Raw genomic sequence first — 20,723 nt, 5'->3', positions numbered from 1 at the left:
TGTACCGTATAGGGCCATCGTCAAGCGGGAACGTAGCCTTCAAAGGTAATATTCTCGGCATAACGTGCTGCATCAGTCGCCTCGCTTGCGGAACGAATGGTCCAACACAAAATATGAGCACCGGCCGCCTTCAAGTCTTGAATACGTTCCGAGGCCAGATCCGTCCATTGATGCGACACGAAACTTGCCCCGACCCTGTCAAAATCAGGGATTTCACGCAAGCGGACCCGCGTCGCCTCGCTCAGCAACGTCCAATCTTGGGGCGGATAACCACATGTGGTTAGGCCCCGCGGAATACCCGGTGCTACCTCGGCCAACACCGCGACCGCATGAGGATTGAACGACATCACCGCAACCGCACCAGCGTAGCTTTGCAACAAGCGCGCCACCTCGCGTTCTAGCGGTCCAACTTTGGGGCCCATGACACCATCTTGATCTTTTATTTCAATCAAAAGCGGCGCACGGCCAGCAACATGATTCAAAACAGCAGCCAATGTCGGCACTCCGACCTCGCCAGATCGGAAACGTACTTGGCCAAGCTCAGCTGCTGTGTGTTGCGCGAACGGCCCTGTGGCTTCGGTCAAGCGATCTAGGTGATAGTCGTGGAACACCATCGCTTGACCGTCTTTGCTTTGCTGAATGTCGATCTCAATGCCAAAGCCGCCTTCAATCGCCGCCTCAATCGCTGCCAAATTATTTTCTGCACGTCCTTTGGTCTCATCATGCAAAGCACGATGCGCGATTGGTGATTTTAGAAAGGCATCTGGAAGAGATATCTTCATTTAAACAACTTCGAAAATTGCTTCGATTTCAACGGCAACACCGAAAGGAAGTGAACCAGCGGACACAGCAGAGCGCGCATGGCGGCCAGCATCTCCCATCAACTCAACCATCAAATCAGACGCGCCGTTGATGACCTTAGGCTGATCGATAAAGTCAGGCGTCGAATTGACGAAACCAACCAATTTCACAAGGCGTTTGATCTTGGACAAGTCGCCGCCTGTGGCTGCTTTGGCTTGGGCTAAAAGTGACAAGGCACATATTTGTGCCGCAGCGGCCCCCTGTTCAACGTCGAGATCAGCGCCAAGTTTACCGGTGATCAAACCATCTGGTCCGTTGGATATCTGACCAGAAATATGTACCAAATTACCGACCTGTACAAAAGGAACGTAGTTCGCAGCGGGCGCAGGCGCGTTTGGCAGCGACAGGCCAAGCTCAGTCAATTTTGCTTCGATGGGATGGGTCATAGTCTTGGTCCTAACTCTAATAGTGTTTTTAGTCTTCGCGGAACGCGCGCACAAAGTAATCAGTGAGCGGTTTTGTCAAATAAGCCAAGGGCGAACGTTCGCCCGTTGACATATATGTTTCTACTGGCATGCCCGGAATAAGAACAGAACCTGCAGGCAGCAGACTTCTTTGATCTTCATTGATACGGATTTCCACCAAATAGTAGCTTGTGCGTGTGGCATCATCGATGAAAGCATCAGCGGATATTTTGGTCACAGATCCGTTTATTTCAGGCGTGGTGCGACTGTCAAAGGTGGAAAAGCGCAAACGTACCGGTTGCCCGGGGTAGACTTTATCAACATGGATAGGACTTACCCGCGCAGCAACAACCAAAGGACGATCTTGAGGCACAATGAACAATAACGGCTGGGCTGACGTCACCACTGCGCCAGCACCAAAGACCGACAAATCATACACAACACCGGATAGTGGCGCGCGCACATCAAGCCGCTTAAGACGCTCTTGCAGGTTTTCGCGCTGCTGACGCAATTCCAAACTGCGCGCTTGGATATCTCGCAACGCGGTGATGGCGCTTTCGCGGCGGTCAGAACTCAGCTTAAGAATTTGCAATTCTGTCTCAGTGCCTTGAGATTCAGCCTGTGCCATCGCCGCGGTCAGCGACCCGATTTGCCCTGCGGTGCCAACCTGTTCGCGACGCAAGGCATTTACGCTGCTTTGCTGCGTGAGGCCGCGCTTCAACAATGCTTCCTGAGACACCAAATCTTCGTCAATCAAGGCCAGTTGCTGTTCCAAAGCCGAGCGCTGCGCCATAAACCCTGCAATTTGTGCTGTGATTTGCGCTCTGCGCTTGCCAAGCTGTTCAATTTCTTTTTGAGCCGTAAGGCGGCGTGCTGTAAACAAGTCAAGCTGGCCAGCAATCAACCGCGCCACGTCGTTGTCGGTTTGCGCCCGATCCAACAACTCGGGTGCAAAAACAATCTCATCTGTCCCATCCCGTTCGGCTTGCAATCGCGCGGCACGGGCCATTGCCTCAAACAATTGCCCTTCAGTGATAGCCAATGTACTAACGAGTTCGCGGCCGCTGATTTGCAGCAAAAGTTGCCCCGCCTCGACAAGGTCACCTTCGGAGACTTTAACAGAAGCCACTTCACCACCATCGCGATGCGCCACAACTTGACGATTCTGTTCAACTTGCACTTGTCCTGAAACGACAATAGCCCCGTCGATACGTGCCAAAACGGCCCAAAGCCCGAAGCCGCCAAACAGCACCAAAATACATATAAACCCAACGATCAAAGGTCCACGCACGGACCATTGATCAGGTTCAGGCACGGCGGCGCTGGCGGCATTCAAGACATCTGCAGCGGACAGTTTTTCGGTCTCAATTTCGGTTGGAAGGTTCTGGGTCATCGTACGCCCCCCGGACCCGGCTTGCGCATAATATCCTTACTGTTTTTGACCATTTCATTGAGCACGGCATCACGCGGACCGAACGCGCGTAATGCGCCGTTTTCAAGCACCAATAGCTTATCGCATTCTTGAATCGCAGAGGGACGATGCGCCATGATCATAACCGTACCGCCTTCTTCTTTGTGCCGTCTGATGGCCACGTTCAGCGCAACCGATCCATCGTTATCCAGATTTGAGTTTGGTTCATCCAAAATCACCAAAACCGGATTGCCATAAAAGGCACGCGCAAGGCCGATACGCTGCAATTGGCCGCCTGACAGCAAGCCCCCGACTGAAGATACTGGCGTATCGTACCCTTTGGGCAAAGACAGAATCATGGCGTGCGCATCGGCTTTTTGAGCGGAGGCGACCACAGACGCTCCATCAGGTTGAAAGGCAAGTTTGGCGATATTTTCGGCAATGGTGCCATCAAACAGCTGAACGCGTTGCGGCAAGTACCCAATATAGCTGCCCAGAACATCTGGATCGTATTGATCGAGCTTAGCACCATCCAAACGGATCGCCCCGCCAGTGGGAGACCACACACTTGTCATAGCGCGCGCCAACGTGGACTTGCCAGCGCCTGAGGGACCAATCACACCAACGGCTTCGCCCGGCTCAACTTTGAAAGACACCATCCGCAACGATGCTTGTGCTTGACCGGGGGGGATCACGGTTAGATTCAGTACATGCAAATTGGCATTTGGACGTGGCAATTCTGTGCGCGCCGGCTCTTTACCAACAGAGCCAAGCAATTCGGATAGGTTTGACCAGCCCAGATTGGCACGCTGCACCGCACTCCACTGGCCGACCATCAAATCGATAGGCTGCAAGGTCCGTCCGAGCAAGATCGAACTGGCGATCATCGCGCCTGCAGAGATTTCCTGTTGCAGCACCAGCCATGCGCCCAATGCGAGCATCGCCGATTGTAAAAACAAACGCAGAGCTCTGGACATCGCCGAGAAACTCATCGTCAGGTCAGAGGCTTGGACAGCATGGCTCATCGCCACTTTGCGAGATTTGAACCAACGATCATAAGCAGCACGTTCCATACCCAGCGACCGAACAGCTTCGGCTTCAGAACCAAGGCGGTTTGCCATCTGTGACGATGCGGCCTCGGCGCGGGTGGCAATGCTTTGTGGATGCTTTGACGTTGCGCGGTTGATTAAGGTGACGAGCACCAGAACAAAACCACCGCCCACAGCAAGATATCCCAAATAGGGGTGGAACAGAGCGATGCCGAACAAAAACAGCGGCACAAACGGCAAATCGAATACCGCAGCCATCACGGGGGATGCCAAAAACCGCTGGATGGCTGTCAAATCATCCATGGGATTGGCTCTGCCTGGCTGTTGTTGCTCGATAGCAGATCGACGCAGGGAGGCTCTGAAAACGCGTTGTTCAAGATCAGACTGGAATAGTGCCCCGATCCGCGTCAGCACGCGCGAACGCACCCCGTCAAGCAGACCCATCATCACATACAAAAAGCCGACAATCACAATAAGCGCGACCAGCGTTGCCTCAGAACCAGACCCCAACACGCGATCGTATACCTGCAACATGAACAGCGGGCCTGTTAACATCAACGCATTCAAGCAAATCGAAAAAATGCCTGTTGCGACAAAAAGACTGCGAGATCGATTACAGACCTGAGCGAGTTCTTCCTTACCTTGGCGCATACTGTCTTGAGACATTGGGTGTTTTTAGCCCACTTTTGTAACTTTGTGCGGAAAGTTGCTGTAAAACGAATAATATCTCGCCGCACATTGTTGATTCTGTGTCACAGGAGTTTATTGCGAAACATGTTAATATTGGGCTTCTGCCAAATAAGGACTATCTGGCAACTGTACTCAGCAGCTTTTGTGCTGCCAACGCATTAAACTGGATTATCAATCAGTGAAAAAGCTTGCCCTTATTTTTGTCGCCGCGCTCACCTTGTCTGCCTGTGCATCCCACACGCCGGCAACGGGCATAAACGACCCGCATGAAGCGCAAAACCGCGCGACATATGAGTCTAACATTCAGTTAGATCGTGGTGTGATCAAACCTGTCGCGGTCGCCTACGGAACGGTCGTGCCTGATCCTGTGCGCAAAGGCCTGAGCAATGTTTCTGACACCTTGAGCTTGCCTGGAACTGTGGTCAACAATCTGCTTCAGTTCAAACTTGTGGATGCGCTTCACAACACGGCACGCTTCGCTGTGAATGCGACACTTGGGTTTGCTGGGCTTTTCGATCCAGCCTCCGAAGTTGGGCTTGATAAACGCGACAGCGATTTCGGTGAAACTTTGCATGTCTGGGGCTTTGGCGAAGGGGAATACATTGTTCTGCCTGTTTATGGCCCCTCGACCAACCGCGATATGGTCGGGCTAATCGTCGACATCGCGCTTGATCCACTAGGCACGGTGCTGGCCCCCAAAGCATCAAACATCAAAACCGGTCTTAAAGTAGCGGACATCGTTGACACGCGGTATCGTTACTCTGATCTCTACGAGTCTGTGATATATGACAGTGCAGATGGCTATGCGCAGTTGCGTTTGTCATATCTCGATAGACGCCGCTTCGAACTTGGCACACCAGTTTCGCAAGATGACTCTGCACCTGTGGATAACCCCTCCTACGATCTTTACGAGGATTTTTATGAATAACCTATTTCCTTCCCGCCCCTCCGATCTTGGCCGCCGTCGCTTTTTGACTGGTGCAGTTTCTGGTTTAACATTGCTTATCGCCATGCCACACGCGGCGTTTGCGTTCTCAAGCTCTCAGGCTGAAGCACTGATCACCAAGGCTGTGAGCGATATCAATACGATCATCAACTCAGGCAAATCCGAGTCTGGCATGTTCGCTGACTTTGAGCGTGTCTTGGTCAACTACGCTGACACCCCGAACATCGCCCGCTCGGTGCTTGGGCCCTCTGCACGCTCAGCGTCAGCAGCGCAATTGAGTGCGTTTACAAGTGCGTTTCAAGGCTACATTTCGCGCAAATATGGATCGCGTTTTCGCGAGTTCATCGGCGGCAAGATTGAAGTGAACAAGACACAAAAGATCAATTCGATCTACGAGGTGTCCTGCACAGCTATTTTGCGTGGCGAATCGCCCTTTGCGATCTCATTCATCGTGGCTGACAAAACGGGTAAATTCATTGACCTGACGATCGAAGGCATTTCACTTCTGAAATCTGAGCGCGCTGAAATCGGTGCAATGTTGGATAAAGCCGGTGGCAGCATCGATAGACTGACAGCAGCTCTTAAATAAGCTCAGCCAAGGTTAATGCATTTCAAACGGCGCACCCCTACCTAAGGGCGCGCCGTTTTTCATTTTAGACCGCGTGCATCACGGATGCGTCAATTCTTTTTGCCAAATATAGACGACAGAATATCGCCCAACACATTCTGAGCCTTGTCGTTATTTTGACGGGCGCCACTATTGGATACACTCTGGCTGGAATTCGCTGGAATCTGCGGCGGCACAGAGGGGCGTAACATTGGCAGAGGCTTTCCAGGCCGATCTTGCTGCACACGCTTCATGGTTTCGTGCCAGATATCAGCAGGCAAGCCACCGCCTGTGACCCCAGTCAAAGGCGAATTGTCGTCATACCCCATCCAGACGCCCACAACGTAATCTGCAGTGAACCCCATGAACCACGCATCGCGCGCAGCCTGGGTTGTGCCGGTTTTACCTGCGGCCTCGACACCATCAAGACGGGCGCGGGTGCCAGTGCCATTTTGAACCACGTTGTACATCATATAAATGAGTTGCTCAGCCGCAGCCGGCGTGATGACGCGTTCACCCAGACCGCCATCTTGCCCCATGATCTCGTCCGATGTGCCTTTCAGACGCAAAGAGCGCAATCCATAGGGGGTTACAGACGACCCACCATTCAAAATACCCGCATATGCACCGGTCATTTCCAGCAGTGTCGATTCTGATGCGCCGAGCGCCAAAGCTGGCCCCTGTGCGAGATCGCTTTCAATACCGAACATCTGCGCCACGGTGCGCACATTCTCAAGTCCCACATCCATCGCCAGTTTTACCGCTGGAATGTTAAAGCTTTTTTGCAGCGCCTCAGTCACAGTCACCATGCCGTGAAATTTACGATCATAGTTTTGTGGCGACCAAGGACCAGAGCCGGGGATGTTCACCGTAATAGGTTCGTCTAAGATCGGGCTGTCGTATGACCAGCCCATATCCAAGGCCGTGGCAAAGACGAATGGCTTGAACGCTGACCCTGGCTGGCGCTTGGCTTGTGTGGCACGGTTGAACGCGCCTGTGATGCCGCGCAATTTACGCCCGCCGACCATGCCACGCACGGCGCCATCTGCGCTCATGATCACAATCGCAGCTTGGGCTTTGGACCCTTCGCGTACCTTGTTGTCAAACACCCATGTCAGCGCCTCTTCGGCAGCGTTTTGCAGGCGAGGATCAAAGGTCGTCTCAATGATGACGTCCTCAGTGGTTTCGCGTGTCAAAAAGTCAGGACCAGCGCCCATCACCCAGTCGGCGTAATATCCGCCCGCTCGTTGCTGTGCGGCCTCCGACAGTTCAGCAGGATTCGCTTTGGCCTCAGCACGTTCAGCGTCCGAAATAAAACCCTGTTGGTTCATCAACAGCAATACGATACCAGCGCGTTCCTGCGAGCGCTTAAGGTTACTGGTGGGTGCATAACGCGAAGGTGCTGTCAAAAGCCCTGCAAGCATCGCACTTTGCGCAATATTCACGTCAGCGGCTGATATGCCGAAATAACGCTCAGAAGCCGCCTCGAACCCATTTGCGCCAGCCCCTAGATAGGCACGGTTCATATAGATTGAAAGAATTTCGTCTTTGGAATAACGCGCTTCCATCGCCATGGCATATACGGCTTCTTTGGCTTTGCGTGTGATACTACCTTGGCGACAGTCCGCTTCGTATTCAGTTTGGCTTTTCCACTCTTTGGGATCAAAGGGCACCCCAAGGCACAGTAGTTTCGCCACTTGTTGCGTAAGCGTTGAGCCACCGTGACCCGACAAAGGCCCGCGCCCTTCGCTCAGATTGATCTTTACAGCTGACGCGATACCGCGCGGCGATAGGCCGAAATGCTTATAAAAACGCCGGTCTTCCGTCGCAACGATCGCATTTTTGAGGTGTGGGGAGACTGTATCGGCAGTTATCTGTCCCCCGAACTGTTCGCCGCGCCAAGCAAACACCGCGCCATCACGGTCCGTCAGCGTCACAGACCCGCGTGCCCGGCCATCAAGAAGCTCTGAGAACGGTGGGAGCGTGGTATACACATAGAAAATCGCGAGACCCAAGACAACGGCCCCCGCCAAAGCACCACGCGAGAAAATCAGCCAAATCAAGCGCAGCACCCAACGGATCATGCCCCCGATCACGCGCACAAAAATGTTGGACGACCGTTTTGGTGCCGCTTTACGTCTGCGTTTGGGGGTTGCGCGTTTAGGTTTTGCCTTAGCTTTCGGTTTTGCCTGTGATGCTGCGGGATACCTGCGCTCCGCCACCAACCGTTTTTTGCCACCGCCGCGGCTTGTGCCACCTTGTCCTGCCATGTCACTGCTCAATCGTTTTTTGTATGTTGCTTGCACAGTATAGAGGCGTCTCACGAATGTTGAGGGGGAATCGCGCCTCGAACTTTGCTTTATTTTTTGCCTATTTATTAATCAACGCGATTAAAATGTATAATTATTAATCACCCCTGCCTGTTTTCGACTCACAATTGGGCACATCCTCGCTTGTGTACAACCCCTTAACAGCGTCTTTCTTGGCCAGTGCCTGTCTGAGCTGACAGCACCCGACTAATCGGAAGGGGAAAAACGTGAAATTAATTATCGCAGCGATCAAGCCATTCAAGCTTGAAGAGGTCCGCGAAGCACTCACCAGCATTGGTGTGCGTGGGATGATGGTAACGGAAGTTAAGGGCTTTGGCTCTCAGTCCGGCCACACAGAAATCTACCGTGGCGCAGAATACGCCGTGAACTTTGTTCCGAAGGTGAAACTTGAAGTTGTTGTGGCGGATGCCATGGCAGAACAAGTTGTCGACACCATCGCGACAACTGCCAAAACCGATAAAATCGGTGACGGCAAAATCTTTGTTCTCGACGTGGAAGGCGCTGTTCGCGTCCGTACCGGCGAAACAAACGACGACGCAATTTAAGCGCGCAAGATTGAGACGAAAAGGGTCACCATACATGAAACTCACCAAACTCATCCCAGCCTCACTGGCAGCCTCTGTGCTTCCCGTTGTGGCTTTCGCTCAGGACGCCGCGGAAGCCGCACCTGACATCACCCCCTACATCCTAACCACGATGCTATTCCTTATTGGCGGCTTCTTGGTGTTCTGGATGGCCGCTGGCTTTGCTATGCTCGAAGCAGGCCTTGTACGCTCTAAGAACGTCACAACACAGCTCACCAAAAATATCGCTCTCTTCGCGATTGCGTCCATCATGTACTGGCTCATCGGCTATGGTATCATGTACCCGGGCGAATGGGTTATCGAAGGCGTCATGGGCCCATGGTTCGCCATTACCTCACTTGAGCCAGTTGGTCTTGCTGCTGCAGACGCATCACTCGACTACGCATCCGGCGCATCCGACTTTTTCTTCCAGTTGATGTTCTGTGCGACAACTGCGTCCATCGTTTCTGGTACGCTTGCTGAGCGTATCAAATTGTGGCCATTCCTTATCTTCACCACGATCTTGACCGGCGTTATCTACCCGATCGAAGCATCTTGGCAGTGGGGCGGCGGCTTCTTGTCTGAAATGGGCTTCTCTGACTTTGCTGGCTCCACATTGGTTCACGCAGCAGGCGGTTTCGCGGCACTTGCAGGTGCTATCGTTCTCGGCCCACGCATCGGCAAATACAAAGACGGCAAAACTGTTCCAATGCCTGGTTCCAACTTGGCGCTCGCAACATTGGGTACATTCATCTTGTGGCTCGGTTGGTTCGGCTTTAACGGTGGCTCACAATTGGCTGCTGGGACTGTTGGCGATATCACTGACGTGTCTCGCATCTTTGCAAACACAAACATGGCGGCTGCTGCCGGCGCGGTTGTTGCTTTGATCCTGACACAAATCCAATACGGCAAAGTTGACCTCACCATGGTTCTCAACGGCGCGCTTGCTGGTCTCGTATCCATCACCGCTGAACCACTTGCTCCATCTTTGTTCATGTCTTTGGTCATCGGCGGCATCGGCGGTATCATCGTTGTTTACACAGTGCCACTGCTCGACAAATTGAAAATTGATGACGTTGTTGGCGCGATCCCAGTACACTTGGTTGCTGGTATCTGGGGCACAATGGCTGTTCCAATCACAAACGACGGCACATCTTTTGTCACACAAGCCATGGGCATCATCATCATCGGCGCCTTTGTCTTCATCACCTCATTGGTTGTCTGGTTGGTCCTCAAAGCATTCGGCGGCATCCGCGTCTCCGAAGAAGCTGAGGTCCTCGGTCTCGACAAAGCAGAGCTCGGCATGGAAGCATACCCTGAGTTCTACAAAGGATAATCCCTTTCAATATTATCTTGATCGGCCCGGGCATCACTGCTCGGGCCTTTTGCTTTGGGGTACGGAATTTCCCCAAACTCAACCAATTCTAAATAAATTGGACCGATAGTCTCTTTGTTCGCCGCATCCGTTTGCTGGGATACGCTGCCATTACAAGGAGGTCAGAATGACTTTTATCTACCGTGCGCTTGGCGCTCACATCTTACTTTTCGTAGCTTTGGGGTCAGCCATCGCCGAACCCAGTACGATGATCGGTGGATCTTTGTTTTTCCAAAACCGAGGCGTGCTTGCGCCAACGGGCAGTGCTCAACCGCTTTTCCTTGCCTCGACGCAAAGCCCGAGCCTTGTCCCGACCAACGCCAATCTAGGGTTCTTTGCCCCTCTGCCCCCGCGCCCTGACCCCGTCGCCAAGCCAACGAAAGTCAACCTTCCCGTCGCACTCCCCAAGCAAACGCATGTGATGACGGCCGCCATGCGCGCCTCATATCTGCGTCCCAGCGGCACGACATCAGTTGCACAAATTCGGCACATCATCGGTCAAGCAGAATCGCACCGCGATGGCTATGACGCCGTGCAACACGGTGCCAAAGTACGTCCGCAAAAACGTCCCACACAAATGACCATCGATGAAATCTATGCTTGGATCGACGCGACGCCAGGGCAACCCCATGCCATCGGCCGCTATCAATTCATCCCTAAGACCCTAAAGCGGGTGGTTGCACAGGTAGGGGTCCCAACAAGCACCCTGTTCACACCAAACGTGCAAGATACACTATCTGACGTCCTGCTCGCCGACGCTGGGCTGGTTGAATTTCAGACAGGTAGGATGAAACGACATGATTTCATGAACAACCTTGCGAAAATTTGGGCAGGCCTGCCCAATTCGAGCGGCAAATCTCACTATCATGGGATCGCAGGCAATAAGGCCTCTCTCACATGGAAAGCTTTCGATGCGCAGATGCAGAAAGTTCAATCCGGCTAACGACAAAGACCCTATAGTTTCGCCGAGACCTAAGACTGTGCACATAAAAAAGGCCCACAACAAAGGGGCCTTTTCACGTCAAGTGTGGTGCTGCAATATCACTTGCAAGATTTTGCAATCGCCTCGGCCAGCAATGGCACTGTTTTTGGCGTCAAACCCGCAATGTTCATCCGACTGTCAGACACCATGTAGATCGCGAAATCTTCGCGCATTTTCATCACTTCTTCAGGTGTCGCACCAATACGTGAGAACATCCCGCGGTGCTTCGCAATGAAATCAAACCGATCAGAATTGGTCCGCTGGCGCAGCTCGTCTGACAGCTGCGTGCGCAAGCCAAGCATGCTCAAACGCACGTTTTCAAGCTCAGTTTTCCACTGTGCTGTCAGTTCTTCGTCTGTCAAAACAGTTGTCACCAAGCGCGCACCATGGTCTGGTGGGAATGAAAATGCGACACGGTTCAAGTAGTTCATGTTCGCTTGAGTTTTGGCTGTCATGGACGCGTCTTCCGAGATTGCCATCAAGCACCCCGTGCGCTCGCGATAGACCCCAAAGTTTTTGGAACAAGACGCGGCGATCAGCATCTCTGGCAATTTGGACGCCAACAAACGCGTGGGGGCTGCGTCTTCTTCCAAACCGTCGCCGAACCCTTGGTAGGCGATATCGACCAGCGCCAACGCGCCTTTGTCCGCGATCAAATCAGCCACAAGCCCGAATTGTTCAAGCGTCAGGTTCGCGCCTGTTGGGTTGTGACAGCAGCCGTGCAACAACACCATATCGCCTGCTTTAACGTCTTTTAGGCTATCCATCATAGCGTCAAAATCAACGCGACAAGACACTTCGTCGAAATAGGCGTATTCCGTGTTTGGAATGCCCATGAATTTCAAAATAGCCAAGTGGTTCGGCCATGTCGGGTTCGATGTCCACACGGTTACATCGGGGTTCGCCAAGCGCGCCAATTCAAACGCTTGACGGATCGCGCCAGTGCCACCTGGTGTCCCGATAACGCCAACGCGACCCGCATCGACACTGTCAGCCAAAACCAGTTCACGCATAGCCTGACCGAACGCGGGATCACCAGGCAGGCCTGTGTAGACCTTGGTGGTCTCATTGTCCCAAACCTTTTTGCTGGCGGCACGCACCGCTTGCATCACCGGCGTTTGTCCTGTGCCGTCTTTGTAGACGCCAACACCAAGATCAATTTTCGTATCACGCGTGTCTTCGCGGCACAGCGTGATCAACTGCATGATTGGATCAGGGAATTGAGGGTTCAAGTTGTTCAGCATCATGCTTCTCCTGTTGCGACTTTCAGGTCGCCGTACATGCCCCACTCCGCCCAGCTTCCATCATAAAGCGCGTGCTTTACTCCGATCCGCTCAAGCGCAAGGCTCAAAATTGCTGCGGTCACGCCTGATCCACAGGATGTAATCGCAGGTTTGGTCAAATCGACGCCGGCGGCTTCGAACACGAGGCGCAGTTCGCCTGGGTGTTTCAAGGTGCCATCGGCTTGCAATAGGTTGCCAAACGGCACGTTGCGCGCATTTGGAATATGACCGACCCGCAGACCCGCGCGCGGCTCTGGAGCCTCGCCACGAAAGCGGGGACCGGGGCGCGCATCAATAATTGTGTGATCGCCAAGCTTCGACGACGAAGCCACTTGAGTTACATCGCGCAATAAATCGCTTTGCTCAACGACAACCATATGCCGGTCACGAATGACAGGTGGCTCAGTGGTTGTGGGGCGTTTTTCGGCTTTCCACTTGGGCAAGCCGCCATCCAAAACAGCAACTTTGCTTTGGCCAAAATATTTAAACATCCACCAAAGGCGCGGCGCTGAAAATAGTCCCGAGCCGTCATAAATCACAACTTGATGTCCATCGCCGACACCAAGCGCGCGCATCCGCGACATGAATTTTTCGGCGGGCGGCAGCATATGCGGCAAGGTCGAGCGCGCATCGGAAACATCATCGATGTCGACAAACCGTGCGCCCGCGATATGCTCGTTCACATATTCGGCTTTGGCGTCTCGGTTCATATCAGGCAAATACCATGACGCATCAATCAGACGCAAATCTGGGTCTTTTACACGTTCGGCGAGCCAAGTCGTCGACACGAGCGTTTTCGGATCGCTATGGGGCATTTTTCGGCCTTTGAATTGGTATATCTTCGCATAACGCTCTGCCTCATTTCATGCAAGGCGCGAGACCTACCAAAGGTATGATTCTGTGCCAAAATGGCAGACTTCAGATCAAAACCTTACAAAGACGCGATTTCAATGCGACCATCATCAGTCGCCTGAACCACAGCTAGGCTTTGCGCATCTGTGATTTAAGCAAACCAACTACAACCATCAACGCGCCGCCACCGACACCGCCGCCTGCGAAACTTTGTATGATCGCTTCAACATCGATGCCACCAGTCGCCATCCCTATACCGCCTGTGCCAAGCTTATTCAAAAGCTGCCCACCAATGCCGCCACCAACGATGCCAACGACCGAATTTCCAAGCGTTCCAAGATCCAGCTTTGGCACAAGTTTGCCAACGGCATTTCCGCCTGCGGCACCAAAAATCAACTGTATAAGAAGGTGTTCCATATCATTCTCCATCCCGGCCAATCACGAAGCGCCAAAGCAGGCCCTTCGCCTTGGTGTTCAATCCTTAAAGGAGAATAAAAGCACAGACCTAGGGGAGAAATCGCAAGGTAGTCCCCCACAAAGGAAGGGCACAAGCGTCAGTTTAGGAATTGTGACGTAGCAAACGTGACTTTTGGCGATTCCAATCACGTTTGGCATCTGAGGCACGTTTGTCGTGGTTCTTTTTACCTTTGGCGATGCCAATTTTAATTTTGACCCGCCCTTTATGGTTGAAATACATCACGAGCGGCACGAGCGTCATGCCCTCACGCCCCGTTGCCTGCCAGAGCTTGGACAACTCACGCTTAGATACGAGCAACTTACGTCTACGCCGCTCTTCATGCGGGAACATCGCCTGTTGGTAGGGCGCGATGTAGGAATTGACCAACCACAACTCGTTCGCCTCAACTGCAGCATAGCTTTCTGCGATATTTGATCCGCCAGTGCGCAAAGATTTGACCTCAGAGCCATGTAACAAAACGCCACATTCGAGATCGCTCTCGATCGCGTAGTCATAGCGTGCGCGCCGATTCTCGGCGATCACCTTGTAGTTCTTTTCTTCTGCGGTCTGTTTCTTTGCCATAATCCTGATCAAATAGGACATCCGCAGCACAGTGTCCACTGGCCCGCGCAGGCTTGCTCTGTCATATTCAGGCAAAATCAGAGGTTACCTGATCATGTTCATACAAATTTTCGTCGGCACCTGTCTTATTTTGCTGTCCGTTGCCGTGGCGACGCTTGGTTTTTTGGTATTTGAAATCATTCTAAACCGCGCGCATAAATGGTTGGTCAAGGAACCTCACCGCCCTAAATTGGCCGTGGTTCTGGCGGGTGCGGTCATCGCTGTGCTGTGGATGATCACCGCGGGCGTCTGGATTTGGGCCCTCGCCTTTCGCGTGCTCGGGGTGTTCATCCAATTCGAAGAATCCCTCTATTTCGCACTGGTTTCGTTCACAACACTGGGGTTTGGCGATTTGCTGCTGCCAGTCGAATGGCGGCTGCTCAGTGGCATGTGCGCCACGAACGGTCTGCTGAACATCGGCATGATGACCGCTTTGCTGATGGAAGTGCTGCGCCATGTGCGGCGCAACCAGTTGGACACTTTGAAAAAGCGCAGGCCAACAGACCATTAAACATTAAACATTAAAAAAAGGGAGGCCAAAGCCCCCCTTTCACAACTCAATGCAATTTAGCGTTAGAGCAATCCAGCAAATTCAAGCGCGGATTTGATCTGCGCCTTGGTTTCATCTGCCACTGGCAAAAGCGGCAAACGCACTTCGTCAGAACACAGATCCAAAAGCGACATCGCATATTTCACGCCGCATAGACCTGGCTCGACAAAAATCGCTTGATGCAATGGCATTAGTTTATCCGTGATCGCCAAGGCGGTCGCATAGTCGCCTTTCAACGTCGCGGCCTGCATGTCACTGCACAGCTTTGGCGCCACATTCGCAGTTACAGAAATGCAACCAAGTCCACCATGAGCGTTGAATCCCAAAGCTGTCGCGTCTTCGCCAGACATTTGCAAAAAATCAGTGCCGCAAGTGATTCGTGTGGCTGGCACACGCGCCAGATCGCCGGTTGCATCCTTAACGCCAATAATACGCGGCAACTTTGCCAATTCAGCCATAGTGTCTGGCGTCATATCCACGACGGACCGACCAGGGATATTGTAAATGATGATCGGAATATCAGCCGCATCGTTAATAGCGGTGAAATGCGCGATCAAACCCGCTTGGGTTGGTTTATTGTAATATGGCGTAACCACCAAAACAGCGTCGGCACCAACGGATGCAGCATGGCGTGCAAGATGTATGCTCTCCGCCGTATTGTTAGACCCTGCGCCAGCAATCACTGGAATGCGGCCCGCGGCTTTTGCAACAACTGCCTCGACAACCTGTTCGTGCTCAGCGTGAGACAAAGTCGGGCTTTCGCCTGTGGTGCCCACGGGGACAAGGCCGTTGGAGCCTTGATCAATGTGCCACTCAACCAAACGTTTGAGCGCGTCAAAGTCCACTGAGCCGTCCTTCAACGGCGTCACCAGGGCTGGAAATGACCCTTTAAACATTGTGCGCTCCTTTTCGTCTGTAAGTTGGGCGACCATCGCCCGCGCGGGACTGAATCGCCCCTGATCTCACGCGGAAACTAGCCGTCTTCGACAGGAATGCCAAGATTGTGTATTGCGACTTGAGGCATACACACTACCTTTGTGGCAATACGGACAAAAAGTTCGAGCACGAGAGGCACAATACCACAATGATGCGAGCCATCTATATAGCTGTTTTTATGGCACTATCTTCGCCATCCTTTGCGCAATCGACAGATGCGGATGCCTTGAGTGCTGCGTATAAATTTCGTGCCTCTGGCAACTGGGAAAAAGCAAAATCTCAGGTAAATGGGCTTGGGCAAGACATTATTGAATGGCATCGACTGCGCGCTGGCATCGGCACCTTTGATGACTACCGCACCTTTTTACGCGACAATGCCGATTGGCCGGGCTTACCCTTACTGGCGCAAAAAGGCGAAGCCGCGATTCCAGAAGATGCAAATCCGCGCCAAATCATTGACTATCTGACGGCCTATCCACCAAGCACCGCGCAAGGTGCTTTGCGGTTGATTGACGCTTATGAAGCGACCGATGCAAAAGGTGATGCGGCTGCACAAGCTGTGATCACTTGGCGCGAATTGCCCTTGTCTGCGACAGAGGCACAAATCTTGATTGATCGCTACGGAGACATAGTCACGGACCATAGCACAGCTCGCATGCAGCGCGCACTTTGGGCCGGAAACTACGACGAAGCATTGCGCATCGCACCGCTTTTGCCCGATGGATGGGACAAATTGATTGGGGCGATCAAAGCCGTCGCCGAAGACAAAACAGGCATGAACACAGCCATCAACGCCGTGCCTAACGCATTGGGCGGCATGCCGGTTCTCAGCTATGAGCGTTTTATTTGGCGCGCAAAGAACAATGGGGCTGACGACGCCGTCACATGGATGCTGCAACATTCCACCAGCCGCGAAGCGCTGGGAGAACCAGAACGTTGGGGGGATCGCAGGCGGTCCTTGGCGCGCCAAATGATGCGCGATGGCAAGTCTAAAATCGCCTATGCCGCCGCCTCTCGTCACTATCTGCGCCCAGACGAAGACCACTATGCCGATCTTGAATGGCTGTCAGGCTATATCGCCCTGCGTTATTTGAACGACCCTGCGCGGGCTTTGGATCACTTTAATCGCTTTCGCATTTCAGTGAGCACGCCAATTTCATTGGGACGTGCCGGGTATTGGGAAGGGCGCGCGTTAGAAGCTATGGGCGCCAAAGATGACGCAGCCGCTGCCTATGCGTTTGGGGCACAATTTCAAACGTCTTTCTATGGTCTTTTGGCGGCAGAGCGCGCAGGCCTTCCAATGGATTCGAAACTTGTAAGTGAAGCGCGCTTTACGCCATACGCGCAGGCCACGTTTATGGGGTCAAGTGTGCTGCAAGCGGCGCTGCTTTTGTATGAGGCAGATGATCTTCCTCTCGCGGCACGATTTATGCGTCATCTTGGCGAGGCGTTAACTCCGCAAGAATTGGGCCAGTTGGGCGATCTCGCGCTCGATACAGACCCATATCTTGCGGTACTTGTCGCCAAGTTCGCCGCCGATCAAGGCGTCGTGTTAGATCGGGCCTATTACCCTCTACAAGGACTTGAGAAAAACACCCTGCCCGTGCCACCTGAATTGGCCTTGTCGATTGCGCGACGCGAAAGCGAGTTCTACCCCAAAGCACGCTCACATGTCGGCGCGGCGGGACTTATGCAACTGATGCCAAACACCGGAAAGGCCATGGCCGAACGTGTTGGAATGGAAAATTTCGAAACAGATGATCTGTATGATCCAGCAATCAACGTGCGCCTTGGTTCCGAGTATTTGGCTAAGCTGACAGAGGATTACGGCTATAATATTCCTTTGATTGCGGCAGGTTACAACGCTGGTCCCTCACGGGCGAATGCTTGGATTGAACGCTACGGCGATCCACGCTCAAACGATACGAATGTCATCGATTGGATCGAACACATCCCTTTTCGTGAAACACGTAACTATGTCATGCGTGTCGCCGAAAGTGTGCCTGTATATCGCGCAAGACTAAGCGGCAGCGCGCAACCGATCACTTTGTCCAAAGATCTAAAAGCGCGGTAAACACAGGTTATCGTTTAGCGCGTGAGGCCACCATTTGTGCGCGCACGAGTGCGAAAACCCCTGCGCCCACCACAAGTGTTGTACCAACCGCCACGTTCAATCTGATCACATCACCGAACACCAAAACGCCCAGGACCGAGGCAAACGCCAGTTGCAGATAGGCAAAGGGCTGAATGGCCGAAGCTTCGGCAAGTTCATAGGCACGGATCAAAAGATAATGCCCCAAAGTGGCAGAGGCACATAGCAGCGCCATCATTCCCCAATCAGCAGGGGTCATAGGCTCCCAAAACCACGCGCCGATCAACGTCATTACAACCGCACCAGACCCCCCCGTATAAAAGAACGTCACCGAAGCAGCATCTTTGCGAGACACATAGCGATTGAGCAATCCGTAGACCGCAAACATGACTGCTGCGGCCAGTGGATATATGACTGCAGGTGCAAAGACACCTCCGCTCGGTTTTAAAATTATCAAAACCCCCACGAACCCCACGGCCACCGACACCCAACGCCGCCAACCAATTTTTTCGCCCAAGATCGGCCCCGACAAGGCCGTGATCAAGAGAGGATAAATGGCAAACATCGCATGGCCTTCCACAAGCCCAAGTTTAACGAAACCGATCACCATAACGATCACTTCCAACGCCAAGAGCGCGCCGCGAAAAATTTGTAATTTCGGCTGAGCAGATCGGACCACAGCGCGTAACCCGCCCCGCGCACGTGCGGACCACATGATCACAAAGCCCGCGAAAAACCAGTAACGAACCATCAACACCATATAGACGTTATATTCATCGGCCAAATGGCGTGACAGCCCGTCTTGCATGGCGAAAATGAACATGGTGATAACCATGATCCAAATGCCCATGGTCGAGTTTTGTTTCATTAGTTGCGATGAACTCATGCTGTTTGTCCTAAAGGTATACCGATAAAAGTCCCGCGGCTCATGTGCCGCTTGTTGCCGAAACCTGAGACGCGTTCAACATCAAAGCCAGCCGCAGTCAATGAACGACGCACATGTCCCGCCGCCGTATAGGTCGCAAAGGTTCCATCTGAAGCTGTATGCGCGCCGACCTGTGTCATCATATCTGCGCTCCAAAGCTCAGGGTTTTTAGCAGGGGAAAATCCATCTAAGAACCAAGCATCTGCTTTGCCAGACCAGTGTTCAAGTGTTTCACGCGCATCACCAACGACAACATCCACGTCTACATTTCCGACCCGAAAATGGCGGAGTCCTGTCCGCCATGCATCTAAAAACGGACCCGCAATAGCAGCTGCTTCGGGAAATGCGCTAAGTGCTGTTTCAATATCATCAGCATCCATTGGGTATGCTTCAAACGACGTAAATCGAAGCGTTTCATCGCCGCGCCATATCAACGCCAAGGCCAGCATATTAAGCCCTGTGCCAAAGCCCAATTCGGCCACATGAAACCCGTCTTTCAGGCGCGCAGGTAAATCATTTCCCGCCAAGAAAACATGACGTGTTTCTTCCAGCCCAGAGCCAATGGAAAAATACGGATCATCAAATTGTGTTGAAACAGGGATAACCCCGTCACGCCATTTAATGGCTGCTGTCTGGTGGTTGGTCATAGGATGTCTTAGATAAGAAAAATATGGCCCGACCATGCGCGCGTGGTCGGCGAAATTCAATGAGCAAAAATCCACTATGTGCAGTGCAGACATCACAATTTATGGCGCAGGTGCGTTTGGCTTAACGGCAGCACTTGAGGCGCTGAAGCGCGGCGCAAAGGTGCAGGTAATTGACCCGAACGGTGTTGGGTTTGGGTCATCAGGCGGCATTGTTGGCGCATTGGCCCCGCATACACCGGAACGGTGGGACGCTGTGAAAGAGTTTCAATTGGACAGTCTGTTGCTGTCGCGCAGCTATTGGCCACAGGTTGAACAAACTAGTGGGCTATCCACTGGCTATGGCAACTTGGGACGCCTGCAAGCCATACCAAACGACCACCAGCTAGAGCTGGCCCATCTGCGCACCAGCGATGCGCAAACCCTATGGCGCGGTCTGGCAGAGTGGCGGGTCATTCCTGTGACAGACGCGCAAGGATGGGCACCAGACACACCAACAGGCTGGCTTGTCCACGATACTTTATCTGCACGCATAAACCCTGCTCGTGCCTGTACGGCGCTGGCTGCAGCCGTGACTGCAAAGGGCGGCGAGATCGTCGCGCATGCGGTGCCAAAAGGTAAAGTGATCCATGCGACAGGCGTGTGGGGACTCAACGAAATGAGCAAACGTTTGGGTCATGAGGTCGGGAACGGCGTCAAAGGCCAAGCGATTTTGTTGCAATATGACTTGCCAAACGCGCCACAAATTTTCACTGGTGGCGTGCATATCATTCCGCACGGTGATGGCACTTTGGCCATCGGCTCGACCTCTGAACGTTATTTCGATAATCCGCAAAGCACAGATGAACTGGCCGATGACCTTTTAGCACGCGCCATTACGGCGATGCCGCAGCTGTCAGATGCGCCCGTTCTAAAACGATGGGCCGGCGTGCGCCCTCGGGCAGCGACCCGCGCGCCGATGATGGGCGCTGACCCTGATCGCAAGGGTGAGTATGTGTTCAATGGCGGCTTCAAAATCGGCTTTGGTATCGTACCGCTTGCGGCCCAACGATTGATTGATCTGGTGCTCGAAGGCCGCGATACGATTCCGGAAAATTTCAAAGTGGAAGCGTCATTATAACGCTTCTATCGAAAACGTATCGCAA

The 20,723-nt window shown here is 53.0% G+C and carries 20 protein-coding genes; 8 read left to right on the top strand and 12 right to left on the bottom strand.

What is annotated here, in order from left to right; all coding sequences use genetic code 11:
* Window positions 1-20: 20 nt before the first annotated feature.
* Genes KO497_RS04160 through KO497_RS04145 form a run of 4 tightly spaced genes read right to left on the bottom strand, consistent with a single transcriptional unit; the run spans window position 21 to window position 4,391 of the window.
* The gene (locus KO497_RS04160; protein WP_215942704.1) at window positions 21-782 is read right to left on the bottom strand and encodes a glycerophosphodiester phosphodiesterase family protein; all 762 of its coding nucleotides are present in this window, start codon (window positions 780-782) and stop codon (window positions 21-23) included.
* A complete protein-coding gene (locus KO497_RS04155; protein ID WP_215942703.1) occupies window positions 783-1,247 on the bottom strand; it encodes a RidA family protein in 465 nt (154 codons plus the stop codon).
* Window positions 1,248-1,275: 28 nt separating this feature from the next.
* Complete coding sequence (locus KO497_RS04150) at window positions 1,276-2,658, bottom strand: HlyD family type I secretion periplasmic adaptor subunit (protein WP_215942702.1); 1,383 nt, start codon at window positions 2,656-2,658, stop codon at window positions 1,276-1,278.
* Window positions 2,655-4,391: a type I secretion system permease/ATPase gene (locus KO497_RS04145; protein WP_215942701.1), complete on the bottom strand. Its 1,737-nt coding sequence runs from the start codon at window positions 4,389-4,391 to the stop codon at window positions 2,655-2,657. The genes KO497_RS04150 and KO497_RS04145 overlap by 4 nt, the downstream gene beginning before the upstream one ends.
* Window positions 4,392-4,593: 202 nt before the next feature.
* On the opposite strand from KO497_RS04145, the gene KO497_RS04140 reads away from it, so the two are divergent.
* Window positions 4,594-5,343, top strand: coding sequence for an MlaA family lipoprotein (locus tag KO497_RS04140; RefSeq protein WP_354668086.1), 750 nt, complete (start codon window positions 4,594-4,596; stop codon window positions 5,341-5,343).
* Window positions 5,336-5,950, top strand: a complete 615-nt coding sequence (locus tag KO497_RS04135) for an MlaC/ttg2D family ABC transporter substrate-binding protein (RefSeq protein ID WP_215942700.1) — start codon at window positions 5,336-5,338, stop codon at window positions 5,948-5,950. Before KO497_RS04140 ends, KO497_RS04135 begins: the two co-directional genes overlap by 8 nt.
* Window positions 5,951-6,039: 89 nt before the next feature.
* On the opposite strand, the gene KO497_RS04130 is transcribed toward KO497_RS04135, so the two are convergent.
* Window positions 6,040-8,238: a transglycosylase domain-containing protein gene (locus KO497_RS04130; RefSeq protein ID WP_215942699.1), complete on the bottom strand. Its 2,199-nt coding sequence runs from the start codon at window positions 8,236-8,238 to the stop codon at window positions 6,040-6,042.
* A 266-nt stretch (window positions 8,239-8,504) separates the two neighbouring features.
* Between KO497_RS04130 and KO497_RS04125 the strand changes: the two genes are divergently transcribed.
* The 3 genes from KO497_RS04125 (at window position 8,505) to KO497_RS04115 (ending at window position 11,179) form a co-directional block, all read left to right on the top strand.
* Window positions 8,505-8,843, top strand: a complete 339-nt coding sequence (locus KO497_RS04125) for a P-II family nitrogen regulator (RefSeq protein WP_215942698.1) — start codon at window positions 8,505-8,507, stop codon at window positions 8,841-8,843.
* 34 nt (window positions 8,844-8,877) lie between these two features.
* A complete protein-coding gene (gene amt, locus KO497_RS04120; RefSeq protein WP_215942697.1) occupies window positions 8,878-10,197 on the top strand; it encodes an ammonium transporter in 1,320 nt (439 codons plus the stop codon).
* Between the two features lie 166 nt (window positions 10,198-10,363).
* Window positions 10,364-11,179, top strand: a complete 816-nt coding sequence (locus KO497_RS04115) for a hypothetical protein (RefSeq protein ID WP_215942696.1) — start codon at window positions 10,364-10,366, stop codon at window positions 11,177-11,179.
* A 98-nt stretch (window positions 11,180-11,277) separates the two neighbouring features.
* Here the strand turns inward: KO497_RS04115 and KO497_RS04110 are convergent, their stop codons facing one another.
* From KO497_RS04110 to smpB, 4 genes are all read right to left on the bottom strand, one after another.
* Window positions 11,278-12,462: an aromatic amino acid transaminase gene (locus KO497_RS04110; protein ID WP_215942773.1), complete on the bottom strand. Its 1,185-nt coding sequence runs from the start codon at window positions 12,460-12,462 to the stop codon at window positions 11,278-11,280.
* Window positions 12,462-13,316 (bottom strand): 3-mercaptopyruvate sulfurtransferase, encoded by an 855-nt coding sequence (gene sseA, locus KO497_RS04105; protein ID WP_215942695.1) that lies wholly within the window; start codon window positions 13,314-13,316, stop codon window positions 12,462-12,464. The genes KO497_RS04110 and sseA overlap by 1 nt, the downstream gene beginning before the upstream one ends.
* Before the next feature lie 166 nt (window positions 13,317-13,482).
* Complete coding sequence (locus tag KO497_RS04100; RefSeq protein ID WP_215942694.1) at window positions 13,483-13,770, bottom strand: hypothetical protein; 288 nt, start codon at window positions 13,768-13,770, stop codon at window positions 13,483-13,485.
* Between the two features lie 142 nt (window positions 13,771-13,912).
* Window positions 13,913-14,392: an SsrA-binding protein SmpB gene (gene smpB, locus KO497_RS04095; RefSeq protein ID WP_215942693.1), complete on the bottom strand. Its 480-nt coding sequence runs from the start codon at window positions 14,390-14,392 to the stop codon at window positions 13,913-13,915.
* A gap of 94 nt (window positions 14,393-14,486) precedes the next feature.
* Here smpB and KO497_RS04090 point away from each other — a divergent pair, with 94 nt between their 5' ends.
* The gene (locus tag KO497_RS04090; RefSeq protein ID WP_215942692.1) at window positions 14,487-14,942 is read left to right on the top strand and encodes an ion channel; all 456 of its coding nucleotides are present in this window, start codon (window positions 14,487-14,489) and stop codon (window positions 14,940-14,942) included.
* Between the two features lie 62 nt (window positions 14,943-15,004).
* Here KO497_RS04090 and dapA read toward each other — a convergent pair whose 3' ends face one another.
* On the bottom strand, window positions 15,005-15,877 hold the full coding sequence (dapA, locus tag KO497_RS04085) for a 4-hydroxy-tetrahydrodipicolinate synthase (RefSeq protein WP_215942691.1): 873 nt from the start codon (window positions 15,875-15,877) through the stop codon (window positions 15,005-15,007).
* A gap of 218 nt (window positions 15,878-16,095) precedes the next feature.
* Here dapA and KO497_RS04080 point away from each other — a divergent pair, with 218 nt between their 5' ends.
* Complete coding sequence (locus tag KO497_RS04080) at window positions 16,096-17,991, top strand: lytic transglycosylase domain-containing protein (RefSeq protein WP_215942690.1); 1,896 nt, start codon at window positions 16,096-16,098, stop codon at window positions 17,989-17,991.
* Between the two features lie 7 nt (window positions 17,992-17,998).
* On the opposite strand, the gene KO497_RS04075 is transcribed toward KO497_RS04080, so the two are convergent.
* The gene (locus tag KO497_RS04075) at window positions 17,999-18,895 is read right to left on the bottom strand and encodes a DMT family transporter (RefSeq protein ID WP_215942689.1); all 897 of its coding nucleotides are present in this window, start codon (window positions 18,893-18,895) and stop codon (window positions 17,999-18,001) included.
* Window positions 18,892-19,581 carry a tRNA (5-methylaminomethyl-2-thiouridine)(34)-methyltransferase MnmD gene (gene mnmD, locus KO497_RS04070; protein ID WP_215942688.1) on the bottom strand — a complete coding sequence of 230 codons (690 nt, stop codon included), beginning with the start codon at window positions 19,579-19,581 and terminating at the stop codon, window positions 18,892-18,894. Before mnmD ends, KO497_RS04075 begins: the two co-directional genes overlap by 4 nt.
* Before the next feature lie 34 nt (window positions 19,582-19,615).
* Here mnmD and KO497_RS04065 point away from each other — a divergent pair, with 34 nt between their 5' ends.
* Window positions 19,616-20,698 (top strand): NAD(P)/FAD-dependent oxidoreductase, encoded by a 1,083-nt coding sequence (locus tag KO497_RS04065; RefSeq protein WP_252729507.1) that lies wholly within the window; start codon window positions 19,616-19,618, stop codon window positions 20,696-20,698.
* Window positions 20,699-20,723 lie beyond the last annotated feature (25 nt).

The sequence above is a fragment of the Pacificibacter marinus genome, assembly GCF_018860665.1.
Classification (GTDB): domain Bacteria; phylum Pseudomonadota; class Alphaproteobacteria; order Rhodobacterales; family Rhodobacteraceae; genus Celeribacter; species Celeribacter marinus_A.
This window is presented reverse-complemented; position numbering and strand designations above follow the sequence as displayed.

Bases quoted from the DNA above. Each gene is read 5' to 3' on its own strand.
- sseA (WP_215942695.1), bottom strand. From the start codon at position 13,316: ATGCCCCATAGCGATCCGAAAACGCTCGTGTCGACGACTTGGCTCGCC.
- dapA (WP_215942691.1), bottom strand. From the start codon at position 15,877: ATGTTTAAAGGGTCATTTCCAGCCCTGGTGACGCCGTTGAAGGACGGC.
- KO497_RS04135 (WP_215942700.1), top strand. From the start codon at position 5,336: ATGAATAACCTATTTCCTTCCCGCCCCTCCGATCTTGGCCGCCGTCGC.
- KO497_RS04160 (WP_215942704.1), bottom strand. From the start codon at position 782: ATGAAGATATCTCTTCCAGATGCCTTTCTAAAATCACCAATCGCGCAT.
- smpB (WP_215942693.1), bottom strand. From the start codon at position 14,392: ATGGCAAAGAAACAGACCGCAGAAGAAAAGAACTACAAGGTGATCGCC.
- KO497_RS04080 (WP_215942690.1), top strand. From the start codon at position 16,096: ATGGCACTATCTTCGCCATCCTTTGCGCAATCGACAGATGCGGATGCC.
- KO497_RS04065 (WP_252729507.1), top strand. From the start codon at position 19,616: ATGCGCGCGTGGTCGGCGAAATTCAATGAGCAAAAATCCACTATGTGC.
- mnmD (WP_215942688.1), bottom strand. From the start codon at position 19,581: ATGACCAACCACCAGACAGCAGCCATTAAATGGCGTGACGGGGTTATC.
- KO497_RS04110 (WP_215942773.1), bottom strand. From the start codon at position 12,462: ATGCTGAACAACTTGAACCCTCAATTCCCTGATCCAATCATGCAGTTG.
- KO497_RS04150 (WP_215942702.1), bottom strand. From the start codon at position 2,658: ATGACCCAGAACCTTCCAACCGAAATTGAGACCGAAAAACTGTCCGCT.
- KO497_RS04115 (WP_215942696.1), top strand. From the start codon at position 10,364: ATGACTTTTATCTACCGTGCGCTTGGCGCTCACATCTTACTTTTCGTA.
- KO497_RS04100 (WP_215942694.1), bottom strand. From the start codon at position 13,770: ATGGAACACCTTCTTATACAGTTGATTTTTGGTGCCGCAGGCGGAAAT.
- KO497_RS04090 (WP_215942692.1), top strand. From the start codon at position 14,487: ATGTTCATACAAATTTTCGTCGGCACCTGTCTTATTTTGCTGTCCGTT.
- KO497_RS04130 (WP_215942699.1), bottom strand. From the start codon at position 8,238: ATGGCAGGACAAGGTGGCACAAGCCGCGGCGGTGGCAAAAAACGGTTG.
- KO497_RS04145 (WP_215942701.1), bottom strand. From the start codon at position 4,391: ATGTCTCAAGACAGTATGCGCCAAGGTAAGGAAGAACTCGCTCAGGTC.
- amt (WP_215942697.1), top strand. From the start codon at position 8,878: ATGAAACTCACCAAACTCATCCCAGCCTCACTGGCAGCCTCTGTGCTT.
- KO497_RS04155 (WP_215942703.1), bottom strand. From the start codon at position 1,247: ATGACCCATCCCATCGAAGCAAAATTGACTGAGCTTGGCCTGTCGCTG.
- KO497_RS04075 (WP_215942689.1), bottom strand. From the start codon at position 18,895: ATGAGTTCATCGCAACTAATGAAACAAAACTCGACCATGGGCATTTGG.